The following is a 12,839-nucleotide window of genomic DNA, read 5'->3' as shown; positions in this document are numbered from 1 at the left end:
ACCTCATTCAGCCCTTGAGCACAAGACACCAAAGGAGGCATATTGGGCCGACAGGCACCTGAATTTGGCGGCATGAAAAACAACCTGGATACACCTTAAATCAGCCGCGAACCTGTCCGGAAAACTGGGACCACTTCATTGGGCTACCGCCCGCTGGCTCCTGAAACCATCGTTCCGATGGACCACACGCCAAGCATGCACTAACTTTCAATTTGGACCAATCACATGGGGCCGATCAAATTTCGATGAGCGTCACGACACCTAGCGGTCAGGCCTGATGATAGCCTGCAGAATGATGTTGGCTATCAAAGTAGATCAGCCTGCGTAGAATCTGGGGACTTTTATGAAAGTGAAACCTATTGTGACGTTATGCGCTAATTTAAGCCCCGATTTCTCGAAAGTGAATCTTGTGCATGTCGTACGGCAGTTCGCCCCTATGGTGGGAGGCCTGGAGGATTTCGTGCGAAATTTGGTGATGCGCCAGCTTGGGCAATTTGCCAGCGTCAAGGTCATCACGTTGGATCGGCTTTTTACAGACCTTGATTATGTTTTGCCTCACCATGAGATGATCGACGGTATTGAAATCGTGAGAATACCCTTTCAGGGCAGCCCCCGGTATCCGGTAGCGCCTCAAGTCTTCAGGCATTTGGCTGGTGCAGACCTTGTTCATGTCCACGCGATAGATTTTTTTTATGATGCACTGGCGCTTACGCGTCCGGTCCATCGCCACAAGATGGTGGCCACCAGTCACGGCGGTTTTTTTCACACCAAGGCTCATTCCAAGCTGAAAAAGATCTGGTTCAACAGTGTGACGCGACTTTCAGCGCATCAGTACGGTGGTATCGCTTGTTGCAGCGAAAGTGATCTTGAGTTGTTTGCCAAAATAGCGCCTAGGCGCTGCAGGCTGATTGAAAATGGCGTTGAACTTGAAAAATTCGCTAATACAGCTTCTCAGAAGCCAGTTCGTCACATGGTCACGGTTGGGCGTTTCTCGGTAAACAAACGGCTGGATAGAGTGCTTGATGTGCTGAAACGGTTGGTCGATGAAAACGACAGCTGGAAACTGGACATCATTGGATCTCCGTCGGACCTCAGCATTGAAGCATTGTCAGCTCATGTCTTCGAGCGAGGCTTGAGCGATCATGTTTGCCTTCATACGGGGCTGTCTAACGATGAAGTAGGGAGGGTCTTCGCTCGGAGCAGTTTGTTTGTCAGTGCATCAGATTATGAAGGTTTCGGTATTGCTATGATTGAGGCTTTGAGCGCCGGGTTGGTTCCAGTCGTCCATCCGAATGCCGCATTTAAGTCGCTGGCAGGCAGGCATCCGGGTATTCACCTTACAGACTTCTCCAATCCAGTCGCCGCAGCGCAAGTTATCGGCGAAGCGATGAGCCAGCTTGAATGTGATCCTGTCCTTCGTTCTGATGTAATTGACTCTGCCCAGCAGCACTCTTGGTCCACAACGCTTCAAGAATATAGTCAACTTTATAGCGATGTTTTGTTCGCCTAACGCTCAGAGTTTCATTGCAGGTTGCAAGCTTGGGGTCTTAGTCTTGGAGAAACTCTAAGAATCGAATGTAAAGTAGGATCGGACAAGTGGATGCCGTAAAATTCTGCGAGTTATGGCAATTGCTAGGCCAAGGCCAAGGCCGAGAAGAGCGCCGCCGAACAGCCCACCAATCAATCGCAGGCTGCGCCCCGGACCATCAGCTCTGAGTGGAGGTTCAGCTGCCTCAATTACGCGGACATTACTCTGCGCCACATTCTGTTCTTCGCTGGCCTCTCGTGCGCGCTTCAGGACGGCTTCATAGATATCTCTGATGGCTTTTGACTGAAGCTCCAGCTTGTCAAGCTCGCCTTGGCTTGATGATTTGCTGAGCTTGAGGGCCTTTTGGGTTGCCAGCTCTTTGCCAGTTTGTCGTTCTGCCTGTTTTGCCTGATCAAGATCGCTCTGCGTAATGAGTGAGATCCGTTTCACCTCGTCGCGTATTTCTGAGCTCAAACCGTTCAAAGAAGCCTTTGCTGCAGCAAGTGTCGGGTGATTGGCCCCAAGTTGGCTTTCCAGTTGGCCGACTGTGGAAGCTGCCGTTGCATATTGACGATGCAATGCAACCAACGTGGCGGAGGTCACCTCGTTGTTGCTGATACCAGCTGCTGCATTTGCAGGGCTTAGTCGCTTGGCAGCGTCGACTTTCGCCTGTGCCTCTATCGTTTTTTGTTGGGCAGCGACTAGTGCTGTACTGAGGGCGACAAGGCGGTCCTCGGAGATCAGTTCGCCCTTGGCTGTTACCAGATCGTTTTTAGCGCGAAACTGATCAACTGCATCATCGGCGGCCTGGAGCTTGGCCCTAAGTTCTCTAAGACGAACGTCGAGGTTTTTCTGAACGCCGCCATAAAACTGAGACGTTGTCTCGGCCTCAAGTGCCTGAAAGGATCGAACGACAGAATTTGCGATCTCTGCTGATCTGATTGGATTACCTGTCGTTACGTTGACTGCGACCACATAAGATCCATCAGACCTGGATGTTGATAGCGCTTTTTGAAGGGCTGAAGCGACCGCGTAAGGGTCGTTGTCACCGCTGCCTTTAAGAGCGAACTCAGGATCGGTTTCAAGTGATAATTCATTGACGACCCGCTTGAGGACGGCGTTTGACGTTAATATCTCGATTTGGCTGTTGATCAGCGAGGCTGACGCCTGGAGAGAGGCTGAGCTTCGTTCGCTGCCATCCCACTGAAATTCAGTTCGCTTGGGATCGAAAAACAGGCTGGTGCTCGCTGTATATTTGCTTGAGGCGGATAGCATTGCGGCGGCTCCGCAGGCCATGCCGATCAAGATCAATATTGCTATTAGCCATTTGCTCTCATAGCAGGCTTGCAGAACGGACCGCGTGTCGAGAATTGGTTTTGTTTGGTCGGTGGCAAAGCGGGGTGCATCATGTTGAGAACGAGTGGTGTTCTTTGCAATAAGCTGACCCGGCTCAACATCCGATTCATGCGTCTTGACTAGGGATGTGAGAATACGAGACAGGAAACCGACCTTTTCCCTGAAGTCGTCGTTTTGGTGAACAGCGTTGTGATCTGGAGGGAGGATATCGTATTTTCTTGGAGGACTTTGGTGGCCATGTGACAGCTCTACGAGGCGTTGTTGAGCCTGGCGAATACCACGGTCATCTTCGCGAGTGTCGGTTTCACCCGGAGTGCTATTCCGGCGGCTTTCAGGATGGCGCCACTCTGGCGATCCTCGGTCGTTTCGATACCCGCCCATGGTCTGTTTTAAAGCCTTGTTCCAGTCCTATGATGAAAGCCCAACTGTAAGGAAAGCAGAGTTAATTTTGCGTTTCGCATTCTCTAGAAACGGCCGTTTCTTTAGCAGCGAGAATGGCGGCGAGTTGAGGTCGGTCCCCCTTTGACGTTGGCTGGATATTGTTGGCTTCGTCTTCCGGCCACCAATCACCCGCAGCCCAATAGGTCCAACCTAGCCATTGCTCTGGTGCGCTGTCCATGACGTTGATCATAGCCTGAAGGCCTGCGAGGCACTCTTCGCTGGCAGAACCGCCAAATTCTCCTAGAAAACCCCGGAAACTGTTGTCCTTTAGCCATCTTGTGAAGTTCGACAAGGCTTCTTCCGCCTGTTTTGCTTGCGGACAGCTGTCGTGTGTTCCGGAGAAATCCTCGTCCATGTATTGGTGGACTTCGAAGGCAAAGTTATCGAAGGGATCTTTGACCTTGGCCATGAGATCGGCATTTGAACCGCCTGTGAACGGGTTCTCCCAACTCGAGGCGCCGCTCCAGTTTGTGCCGGGCACGAGAATGAGGTTATTGGCGCCTGTTGCTCTTATTCCAGCAATCGCCTCGTTTGCTGAGGTGAGCCACTCATCCGTCGGAATATCGTGAGGCTCATTCATAAGGCCGAAAAAGACGTCATCCTGATTGGCAAATTCGATCGCGAGTCGAGTCCAGAAGTTTGCAAAATCTGCCGCTGTCAGTCCCTCCGACATCATTCGGGTTTCGCCGTAATATCCGAAATTGTGAGGGTCCAGAACTACGCTCATATTATGGGAGCGGATCAGTTCGACAGCTTCGTCCAGTCTTGACAGCTCGGCTTCGTCCAGAGCATTGCCAAGAAGGGGTTGCAGGCGTTCCCATCGAAAAGGCAGACGAACAATATTCATGCCCTTTTGTGCGAAATATTGAACGGTGCGCTCTGATGGATAGGTGTAATTTGTGCCGTAGACGCCTGCCGCATCGCCATATTCAGCACCAGAAATATTGACGCCATGATAGCAAGTTCCCGTCTCCGCGAAAGCCAAAATCGGACTGAAGGTTGCCCCGCCAAGTAAGAGGGCAAAGGTGAACTTTACCATCTGAGGCCATCCGCTCTTCAGCTTGCGCTCTTTGGGTGCTGTCATTCTCTTACCCTGTGTCGAGATACGAATATCAGTTCATTGCTTTCTTGTGCCGGTGCCTGAGAAAATTCGCCACAGGTTTTTCAAAACACCAATGAACGAGCAGTGCAAACACAACCGATGCAGTGACACAAAACAGCATGAACAAGGCTTCGTTTTTAAGCCAGTCGAAAGGCAAATGCCTGAATATAACGCGGGCACCTGCCAAGACATAGATATGAGTAATGTACAAACTGTAGGAGGCGTCCCCTAGGAGATGCGCAAAGCGAAGTTCCCGCAAATTAGAGAAATTGATAGAGACTAGGCCGTATATGACAAGGGCAGATGGAATGCCGCCGGCTATTGCACGTGGTAAGTCTAGTTTCAGATAGTCAATTGTAATCAGGACTATGAAGCCAATCAAGGCAACCGGTATAGCCATGGCCTTGGGTAGTAGCCTTCCACGCATGTAAAAGTGCGCCAGAATGACTCCAGCAAGGAATTCAAAGATAACCGAATAGCCAAAGAATATGGAAATGACCGAGCCTGCAGGAGCGCCCTGTGCGAGCAAAAATACGATCGTGAGGACGGCCGTGAGAGCGCCAATTCTGCGCTGAACGGGAAGTAAGAGCAGCACGCCGAACACGAGATAGAAGTACATTTCATAGTTTAGGGTCCAGCCTGGAACGATAACTGGAGCAACGAATACCTCGTTAACAACTGCAGGATTTGCCCAGGGCAGAAAGAAGAGCGACGCCAGCAAATGAGGCAGATCGAACACCGTCGACTTTAAAAGGCTCGGAACGGTAAGCGCGATTGCCGCAGTCAGCAGCGTGAAGGCCCAGTACAAAGGTACAATGCGCTCAATACGTCTTTTGTAAAAATTGATTGGGCTTATCTTTCGATTCGCAGTGGTGAGCCACATCACAAATCCACTCAGCACGAAAAACAGATCAACCCCGGTTTCACCGAAAATCGCCGAGCTGACGACTGGATTCGGGAAAACGTTTTGCGCTTGCAACACGGCATGGAAATAGACCACCAGCAACGCGGCGATTGCCCTGGCATACTGAAGCTGTATCAGCATATTCGCTCCATGCTAAATTGAGAAAACCAAACTAGGCGCTTATGCGATGCTTGGGTGCCTGTTGCGATCCGCAAACTTCATATATCCGGCAAGCAACCACAATAGACAGGCAATCTTAATAGAAAACACTGCTGTGCCTCCGATCATCATATTCATGAAAATAAATATCGAAAAGGAATGAGCAAACCGCCGCTCTTCCGGGCTTTTACAGGCTGGATAGAGTGCGACGAACAGCCAGAGCAGGACGAAACTGAAGATCGTTCCAATGATAATTACGTAAATATAACCGCTATCTGCAAAACTGGATGAAAACTGTGCTGAAAAGCCGAGTGCCGCGGCGAGGTCCAATTCCCCAAAATGCTTGATCGTCAGGACAATACGACCGGGAATATTGTCACCTGACGCTTGGGGCAACAGAATATAGACGAAGACACCAGCGATTAAAAAGGTCGGCATGACAATGATTGTGAAAAGCCTTGGAAGGTAAGGAAATGCAAAAAAACCAAGGATACTGATCGCTGCAAATATGAGCATTGTCCTTGAGTCGTTGGTCACAAGGATCAGGACAATGGTCAAGATGCAGAATAGCCTTTGAGCTGCGCTGAACCGATGCCAGAGCGTCATCAAAAAGATCATCATCACTCCGGAGAAATTTGCGAGTGAGACCTGCTCAAGAAACAGGGAGGATGAGCGGTGCCCAATGACGCCGAATGTAAAGCGCCCTTCAAAGCCAAGTGCGTTTCTAAAGAGCTTGGATCCGCTGATTTCGAGTTGTTCAATGCCTCGGGTGGCTTCGAAATAGAGCGCTGGGTTAAAGAGGTCCCCGTACATGGCCTCAAAAAATATTTCGAATATTAGGCCGCCAAATACCAGAGCGCTGGCAGCTATGAAAATGAATTTGATGGTACTGAGATTGATCCATCTTCCCAAGGTGACGAAGCAAAAAACAATCAGGATATTACGGAAGTAATCTATGATCAGGGATTTGTTTATTACGGAGACATAGACACTGATAATGAGCGTGATCAGAAGATAGAAAAACGGGGTGAGGTCTTCCTCATATAATCCTCGGCTGAGAATGATCAAAATCGCACTGAGTAGAACAATAATCTCGGAAACAGCAACCAGAGAAACGCCGATCCGCATAACGTGTGCGTTTAAAATCGCTAGAAGAGCGTTGTAAAAGACTGCAGCCAAAGCAATGGTAATGATGCCGCGATCAAGTCTTTCAGGCGGCGTAGCAGTCTGGTTCCAACCCATTGTAAAAAGTGATCCGCAACATCAAATGGTGGAGCGCTCCGTTTTAAAGCGCGGCAAATTCGACAAAAACTTACAAAGCTGATTTGCTCATTTAGCTGGAACATCGTTAGCATTTCGTGCTGTGTCAAATCAGAAGGGCATTTTCCCCGAAGGAAGCCATCGTTTAGCTTTCGAAGGCATGGGCATCTGATAGCCAATTCTACCGTATTTCTGACGTCAGCTTAACTTCAAATAGGTGATTATGATTTAGGGTTTCGAGCTACTTAGAGTTTTTGGTCCTGCACATATTGTAATTGCTAAAAGGGCTGGAGAAATAGCAATGGGCAATCATAGGCGAAGGGTTCGGCGCATTACATGGTAGCTAGAGGAGTGGACGACGCTTTGCCTGCTGAAGAAGACCGTGTTCGAATCGGTCCGCTTGAGTTGATGCGGTTGGACCTTGTAGGGGCCATTGAATTTCTGCGATCAACTGTGCAGCAGCGCAGGGTTACGGATGTCGCGATTTGCAATTCGCATACACTTCTGACTGCTCTGGATGAGCCAAGCTACGCAAGTATCTTGCAATCAATGACCTTGTTCAACGATGGTGTTGGGATCAATTGGGCCAGCCGTTATCTTCACGGGCGATCGTTTCCGGACAATCTCAATGGGACGGACTTTGTTCCCATACTGCTGGATCAGATCGGCATTCCATTGAGGATATATCTTCTGGGGGCAAAAAAGGCAGAGCTTGATTTGGCTGCAGCCAGCATCGCAAAGAAATATCCTTTGCATACTGTAGTTGGGGCACGTGATGGCTACTTTTCGCCTGAGCAAACCGCTGACGTTTGCCAGGTTATTTCGGATGCCAAGCCTGACCTCCTGCTTGTTGCTATGGGTAACCCACGCCAAGAGCGGTTTATTCATGAAAATCGCGCAGCACTGAATGTGACGGTTGCCATTGGCGTTGGTGCTCTGTTTGACTTTATGTCTGGGCGCGTGGTGCGTGCCCCGCGTCTGATGCGAGCTTTACAGTTGGAATGGCTTTTTCGTTTGATCCAGGAGCCAAGGCGTTTGTTTCAACGATATGTCATTGGTATCCCTCGCTTTCTGCTGGCCATCAGGCGTCTTAAGAAAAAGCAATAAGCCTATTTCAGGCTGACATTTGTGCCCGGGCCCTGGGCTATTTTGAGAGCGCCTGTTTTGCCGAAACGCAGAGCTCATCGATGTCAGTGCATGTGCAGACATCGGCAGTTGGCGGGCGGGAAACGATGATCACCGGAACGCCCAGTTCTCGAGCCGCCTCAATCTTTCCGTATGACTGCGCGCCGCCGCTGTTTTTCGAAACCACATGCGTGATGCGGTGTTCGCGCATAAGCGAGAGCTCTTTTGCTGCCGATAAACTGGGTCGGGCCAGTTCAAGATGCCAGCCATCAGGCAGCGAAGTTGCCGGCGGTTCGATCATCCGGACAAGCGCCCATAGATCTTGCCGCGCGAAAAAAGCTGCGATTTCTTTTCGGCCGATGGCAAGGAAAACACGTGCCTTTAACGGCAGTAGTTTGACGGTTTCTTCGATGTCAGCAGCGTTTACCCAGGTGTCACCTGCAACAGGTTCCCATCTTGGACGGTCAAATCTAATCAGGGCTGTTCCGGTTGTCTTACATGCGGAGGCCGCATGGTGGCTCATTTGGGCTGCGAAGGGATGCGTTGCATCAATCACAAGATCAATGCGGTTTTGAATGAGATAGGCTGAAAGCCCCTTAATGCCGCCGAATCCGCCAACGTGCGTTGAGACAGCCATCTCAGGTAGGTCGGAAACGGCTCCGGAAAATGACGCTGTGATTTCTGAGTCAGAAAGGAGCTGCGGCAAGCGATCCGCAATTTGTCGTGCTTCGAAGGTTCCTGCGAGCAAGAGAATTTTCTGACTGCTAGGCATCCCAGCCGGTCTCCCCGATCACTGTGCCTTGCCGGTCGACAATGAGCACTTCAACCTCGATTGGCGCACCGCGCAGGATGTCTAGCACTGCGGCTTTGGTCTGTCTCGCCAGCGGGGCACTGATATCAAGGCCCTCTGCCAGAGCCCGGTCCAGCACTTCTTTTGCCGTGTTCGCATGCTGGCAATTTTCGATCAGATCCTGCGGTGCATTGACCTCCTCCAGTAGGCCCTTCAAAAACGCAAAATCAACCTGGCTGCGAGCGGAATGAAGATCGAGAGCACCCTGGGCAAGCTTGGTGAACTTGGCAAATCCCCCCGACAGGGTCAGGCGCGGGACAGGATGCGCCCTTAGGTATTTTAACAAGCCGCCTGCAAAGTCTCCCATGTCCAGAAAAGCGGCATCATCGAGCTCATATCGAGTGCGCACAGCCTCCTCGGAGGTGGATCCCGTTGCCCCAACAACATGTGGGAGGCCGGTCGCCCTTGCCACGTCGATGCCCCGATGAATAGACGCAATCCAGGCCGCGCAAGAAAACGGCCGGACGATCCCGGTTGTTCCTAGAACTGAGAGCCCCCCAACGATTCCGAGTCGGCCGTTGAGCGTTTTTTTTGCCAGCTCTTCGCCGTCTTCGATCGATACGGTTAGTTCAACATCTCCAGGAAGTCCCGTGGCTTCTGAGAGCTCTGAAATTGCCTGGGCCATCATCTGGCGAGGGACAGGGTTGATGGCGGGTTGGCCTGGTGGGATTGGCAGCCCGGGGCGGGTTACGGTCCCAACTCCGTGTCCGGCCTTGAAGGTAACGCCGCTGCCAGGTGGTAATAGGCTTGCGGTAACAGTCACCAGGGCCCCGTGGGTGACATCCGGATCGTCGCCAGCATCCTTGATGATTGATGCAGAGGCTGTCCCGCCTTCAAGGCAATGCTTGGCAAGGGCAAAGCTGGTGGTTCCGCCGCGCGGCAATGTGATCTCAACAGGATCAGAAAAGTCTCCGACAGCGAGCGCACGAAACGCTGCTTTGGCTGCGCCGGTCGCGCAGGCTCCTGTCGTCCATCCACGTCTGAGTTCTGCTGCTTTTGTGACTTTCATGGAGCCTTTATACCCGTATTTTCCGAGACTGCATCCGTGGTTTGGGCAGTGATGTAGACGGAACGTCAAATCAATACTCAACAGTGCTTGGCGATGCGGCTCAGGCCGGATAAAAAGAACCATGTCGATGAATGATGAAATCCCAAATGCACCGGGCGGATTGCCAGTTTTTGAAAAAGGCTGGGTCTGGCTGGCTGGTGCCGGTCCGGGCGATCCGGGCCTGTTGACCCTGCATGCTCTTAATGGTCTCCGGCAGGCCGATGTGGTGGTGTATGATGCTCTTGTCGACAAAAGCATATTGTCGTGGGCAAAGCCCGGAGCCTTGACCGATTATGCAGGCAAGCGGGGTGGCAAACCGAGCCCCAAGCAGCGCGATATCACCTTGAAGCTCATCGAATATGCCAAGGCAGGCAAAAAGGTTCTACGCCTCAAGGGCGGGGATCCCTTCGTTTTTGGGCGTGGCGGCGAAGAAGCTCTGGGCCTTGTCGGTGCCGGAGTACCTTTCCGCATTATTCCTGGGATCACCGCTGGTATTGGCGGCTTGGCCTATGCTGGTATTCCGGCAACTCATAGAGATACAAATCAGGCGGTAACGTTTCTGACCGGGCACGACCAGACCGGATTGACGCCCGATGCGGTTAATTGGGATGGCATCGCCAAGGGCTCTCCTGTGATCGTCATGTATATGGCGATGAAGCATCTTGAAGCTATCGCAGCTAAGCTCATTGCGGGAGGGCGCTCGGTGGATGAGCCTGTGGCAGTCGTTTGCAACGCTTCTTTGACGGATCAAAAAGTCCTTGAGACGAAACTTGGTACATGTGCTGTTGATGCGGCTGCGGCCGAGAATATAGCACCTCCGGCTATCGTCTGTGTGGGCGAGGTGGTTCGTCTGCGCTCAGGGCTCGACTGGGTGGGGGCTTTGTCTGGGCGCATGCTGGAGCAGGATCCACTTGGTCTTTCCGAGGTCCGAAATCTGGACGCAGGATGACTGGGGGGGCTGCGAAAGGCTTCCTGATTGCAGCCCCGCAATCTGGAGCTGGCAAGACCACCGTATCGCTGGCCCTGTTACGGGCCTTGCGAAATGCCGGGAAGAAAGTTGTATCTGCCAAATCCGGACCTGATTACATTGATCCCAAGTTCCATGAGGCGGCAAGCGGACGCTCCTGTATTAATCTTGATGCTTGGGCGATGAGCCTTGATCATATACATGGCCTGGCCGGAACTCATGCCAAGGCAGACGAATATCTGGTGGTTGAAGGCGCAATGGGCCTGTTCGACGGTGCGGCCAATGGAAAGGGCTCAGGGGCCGATCTGGCAGCGTGTCTCGGCCTGCCGGTTATCCTCGTGGTCGATTGCGCGAAGCAGGCGCAGTCGGTCGCTGCATTGGTCTCTGGCTTTGCGTCTTTTCGCTTCGATGTGAGAATCGCTGGAGTGATCCTCAACCGTGTGGGCAGTGATCGGCATGAAAGAATGTTGCGCGCAGCCCTAGAACCGCTTTGCCTGCCAGTACTTGGGGCTTTGCCGCGCCTTGGTGAACTTCTTTTACCCGAACGCCATCTTGGGCTCGTGCAGGCAGAAGAACATCGCGGACTGGAGGCATTCCTGGAGGCCGCTGCCAAGATCTTTGCTGAGAAGATTGACCTGGAATTGCTGTCTTCTCTGGCGATGCCACTGGTGGCCTCACCAAGTCCATGTCCATCAGTTTTGCCGCCGCTTGGCCAGCGCATGGCCATTGCGCGCGATGTTGCCTTTGCTTTCGCCTATCCGCATTTGCTGGATGGCTGGCAGGCATCTGGCGCTGAGCTTAGTTTTTTCTCTCCTATCGCCGATGAATCGCCGGCCTTTGATGCAGATGCAATTTATCTGCCCGGTGGCTATCCGGAGCTGCATGCGGGCAAGCTTGCAAATGCCTCAGGTTTCAAAACCGGAATGAATACGGCTGCGAGCAATGACACTCTGATCTATGGCGAGTGCGGCGGCTACATGACCTTGGGAGAGGTTTTGCGTGATGGGGATGGCACAAGCCATGAGATGCTGGGGCTTTTACCGTTGGAAACGAGCTTCGCAACCCGTAAGCGCCATCTTGGCTATCGGGTTTTGGAACCCCATGGCAGGCTGCCGTGGAGCGTTCCGTTGTCGGCCCATGAATTCCACTATGCCAGCATTTGTTCAGAAGGTCCGGGAGAGGCACTGTTTGCCGCTAAAGATGCTGAGGGCAATATACTGCCAGACATGGGCCTGCGAAACGGGACTGTTCTTGGCTCTTTTGCGCATGTAATCGATAGCGCTTAGGAGTATTGGCCTTTTGCAAGGAGTCGATATTGCCCGTCGCTTTTCTCGATTTTCTGCTGCTTCACAAGGGAGGTGAGACCCCGGTAGCATGCCTCATGCGAGAGGCCAAGGCTTCTGGCGACATCTATCCAGGGACGTGAAGGTGCGCGCCAGCCGCTGTCGTCGGCTGACAGGCTCGTCAAATAGGTCATGATCCGATCATCTGCTCTTTTGATATTCCGCAGCTCCAATTGTGTCCGCAAGCTTCGAATTTCAGCAGCGTAGCTCTTCAGAACTGACAGGGAAAAAGCCCGGTTTTCCAGTGCCGATTGAACGTCCCGGACGTCGTATGTCGTGCAGACCGTTGCTAGCGCCGCAATTGCATCGCAGTGGTAACGGCTGGAAAAGAGGGAAGCTTCTGCAAGCAAATCTTGCGGTCCTGCCCGCTGCATGATGAGCTCCTGGCCATTCTCCAGCCGACGCAACAGGATCAAGTTACCCTCTAGCACAACATGCATGCGCGTGACCGGATCTCCCTCCCAAAATAGATGCTGATCTTTTTTGAAAGACACCAAAGTCGACTTGAGGCCAGCTTCCTCAAACACTTGGTTTATGTTGATATCTTTAATCATAAGCCAATCATTTTCATCCCGTATGATCCTAATCATAGGTCATTAAATAAAAAATTCGAGATTATACGTATAAGTGCCCCATCGATCTTAAGGGGCGTTGGATAAAATGGCCGAATTCAAAATGCCCACAAGAGGCAAATGGCCTGATCCAGCGCCCCGTAGAGCGTTTACTGTATTGCAGCCCTGATCGAGATCTTCTGAA

11 protein-coding genes are annotated in these 12,839 nt (G+C 52.0%); 4 read left to right on the top strand and 7 right to left on the bottom strand.

The genetic code is table 11. The features are described from left to right. Nucleotides 1-343 precede the first annotated feature (343 nt). Nucleotides 344-1,510: a glycosyltransferase family 4 protein gene (locus V6575_RS19560; RefSeq protein ID WP_340276742.1), complete on the top strand. Its 1,167-nt coding sequence runs from the start codon at nucleotides 344-346 to the stop codon at nucleotides 1,508-1,510. Between the two features lie 54 nt (nucleotides 1,511-1,564). Here V6575_RS19560 and V6575_RS19555 read toward each other — a convergent pair whose 3' ends face one another. The 4 genes from V6575_RS19555 to V6575_RS19540 all read right to left on the bottom strand — a co-directional run bounded on the left by V6575_RS19555 (nucleotide 1,565) and on the right by V6575_RS19540 (nucleotide 6,732). Further along, nucleotides 1,565-3,265 carry a GumC family protein gene (locus V6575_RS19555; RefSeq protein ID WP_340276740.1) on the bottom strand — a complete coding sequence of 567 codons (1,701 nt, stop codon included), beginning with the start codon at nucleotides 3,263-3,265 and terminating at the stop codon, nucleotides 1,565-1,567. 61 nt (nucleotides 3,266-3,326) lie between these two features. Beyond that, nucleotides 3,327-4,364 (bottom strand): glycoside hydrolase family 5 protein, encoded by a 1,038-nt coding sequence (locus V6575_RS19550; RefSeq protein ID WP_422785609.1) that lies wholly within the window; start codon nucleotides 4,362-4,364, stop codon nucleotides 3,327-3,329. 73 nt (nucleotides 4,365-4,437) lie between these two features. Continuing rightward, complete coding sequence (locus V6575_RS19545) at nucleotides 4,438-5,472, bottom strand: acyltransferase family protein (protein WP_340276736.1); 1,035 nt, start codon at nucleotides 5,470-5,472, stop codon at nucleotides 4,438-4,440. Between the two features lie 39 nt (nucleotides 5,473-5,511). Next, nucleotides 5,512-6,732, bottom strand: coding sequence for a hypothetical protein (locus tag V6575_RS19540; protein WP_340276734.1), 1,221 nt, complete (start codon nucleotides 6,730-6,732; stop codon nucleotides 5,512-5,514). 354 nt (nucleotides 6,733-7,086) lie between these two features. On the opposite strand from V6575_RS19540, the gene V6575_RS19535 reads away from it, so the two are divergent. Next, a complete protein-coding gene (locus V6575_RS19535) occupies nucleotides 7,087-7,857 on the top strand; it encodes a WecB/TagA/CpsF family glycosyltransferase (RefSeq protein WP_340276732.1) in 771 nt (256 codons plus the stop codon). A 37-nt stretch (nucleotides 7,858-7,894) separates the two neighbouring features. On the opposite strand, the gene V6575_RS19530 is transcribed toward V6575_RS19535, so the two are convergent. Together V6575_RS19530 and V6575_RS19525 are read right to left on the bottom strand one after the other, a co-directional pair. After that, nucleotides 7,895-8,647, bottom strand: coding sequence for a cobalt-precorrin-6A reductase (locus tag V6575_RS19530; RefSeq protein WP_340276730.1), 753 nt, complete (start codon nucleotides 8,645-8,647; stop codon nucleotides 7,895-7,897). Then, nucleotides 8,640-9,734 carry a cobalt-precorrin-5B (C(1))-methyltransferase gene (locus tag V6575_RS19525; RefSeq protein WP_340276728.1) on the bottom strand — a complete coding sequence of 365 codons (1,095 nt, stop codon included), beginning with the start codon at nucleotides 9,732-9,734 and terminating at the stop codon, nucleotides 8,640-8,642. The genes V6575_RS19530 and V6575_RS19525 overlap by 8 nt, the downstream gene beginning before the upstream one ends. 121 nt (nucleotides 9,735-9,855) lie before the next feature. Between V6575_RS19525 and cobA the strand changes: the two genes are divergently transcribed. Then, the gene (gene cobA, locus V6575_RS19520) at nucleotides 9,856-10,722 is read left to right on the top strand and encodes a uroporphyrinogen-III C-methyltransferase (RefSeq protein WP_340276727.1); all 867 of its coding nucleotides are present in this window, start codon (nucleotides 9,856-9,858) and stop codon (nucleotides 10,720-10,722) included. After that, nucleotides 10,719-12,026 carry a cobyrinic acid a,c-diamide synthase CobB gene (locus V6575_RS19515; RefSeq protein ID WP_340276725.1) on the top strand — a complete coding sequence of 436 codons (1,308 nt, stop codon included), beginning with the start codon at nucleotides 10,719-10,721 and terminating at the stop codon, nucleotides 12,024-12,026. Before cobA ends, V6575_RS19515 begins: the two co-directional genes overlap by 4 nt. On the opposite strand, the gene V6575_RS19510 is transcribed toward V6575_RS19515, so the two are convergent. Further along, on the bottom strand, nucleotides 12,023-12,637 hold the full coding sequence (locus V6575_RS19510; RefSeq protein ID WP_340276723.1) for a Crp/Fnr family transcriptional regulator: 615 nt from the start codon (nucleotides 12,635-12,637) through the stop codon (nucleotides 12,023-12,025). The genes V6575_RS19515 and V6575_RS19510 overlap by 4 nt on opposite strands. Between the last annotated feature and the right edge of the window lie 202 nt (nucleotides 12,638-12,839).

It is taken from the genome of Roseibium algae (genome assembly GCF_037783265.1).
GTDB classification, from domain to species: domain Bacteria; phylum Pseudomonadota; class Alphaproteobacteria; order Rhizobiales; family Stappiaceae; genus Roseibium; species Roseibium algae.
Note: the sequence above shows the minus strand (reverse complement) of the source record. Positions and strands in the feature narration are given on the sequence as shown.

Coding starts and splice junctions, on each gene's coding strand:
- V6575_RS19560 (WP_340276742.1), top strand. CDS start 344: ATGAAAGTGAAACCTATTGTGACGTTATGCGCTAATTTAAGCCCCGAT.
- V6575_RS19555 (WP_340276740.1), bottom strand. CDS start 3,265: ATGGGCGGGTATCGAAACGACCGAGGATCGCCAGAGTGGCGCCATCCT.
- V6575_RS19550 (WP_422785609.1), bottom strand. CDS start 4,364: ATGGTAAAGTTCACCTTTGCCCTCTTACTTGGCGGGGCAACCTTCAGT.
- V6575_RS19545 (WP_340276736.1), bottom strand. CDS start 5,472: ATGCTGATACAGCTTCAGTATGCCAGGGCAATCGCCGCGTTGCTGGTG.
- V6575_RS19540 (WP_340276734.1), bottom strand. CDS start 6,732: ATGGGTTGGAACCAGACTGCTACGCCGCCTGAAAGACTTGATCGCGGC.
- V6575_RS19535 (WP_340276732.1), top strand. CDS start 7,087: ATGGTAGCTAGAGGAGTGGACGACGCTTTGCCTGCTGAAGAAGACCGT.
- V6575_RS19530 (WP_340276730.1), bottom strand. CDS start 8,647: ATGCCTAGCAGTCAGAAAATTCTCTTGCTCGCAGGAACCTTCGAAGCA.
- V6575_RS19525 (WP_340276728.1), bottom strand. CDS start 9,734: ATGAAAGTCACAAAAGCAGCAGAACTCAGACGTGGATGGACGACAGGA.
- cobA (WP_340276727.1), top strand. CDS start 9,856: ATGTCGATGAATGATGAAATCCCAAATGCACCGGGCGGATTGCCAGTT.
- V6575_RS19515 (WP_340276725.1), top strand. CDS start 10,719: ATGACTGGGGGGGCTGCGAAAGGCTTCCTGATTGCAGCCCCGCAATCT.
- V6575_RS19510 (WP_340276723.1), bottom strand. CDS start 12,637: ATGATTAAAGATATCAACATAAACCAAGTGTTTGAGGAAGCTGGCCTC.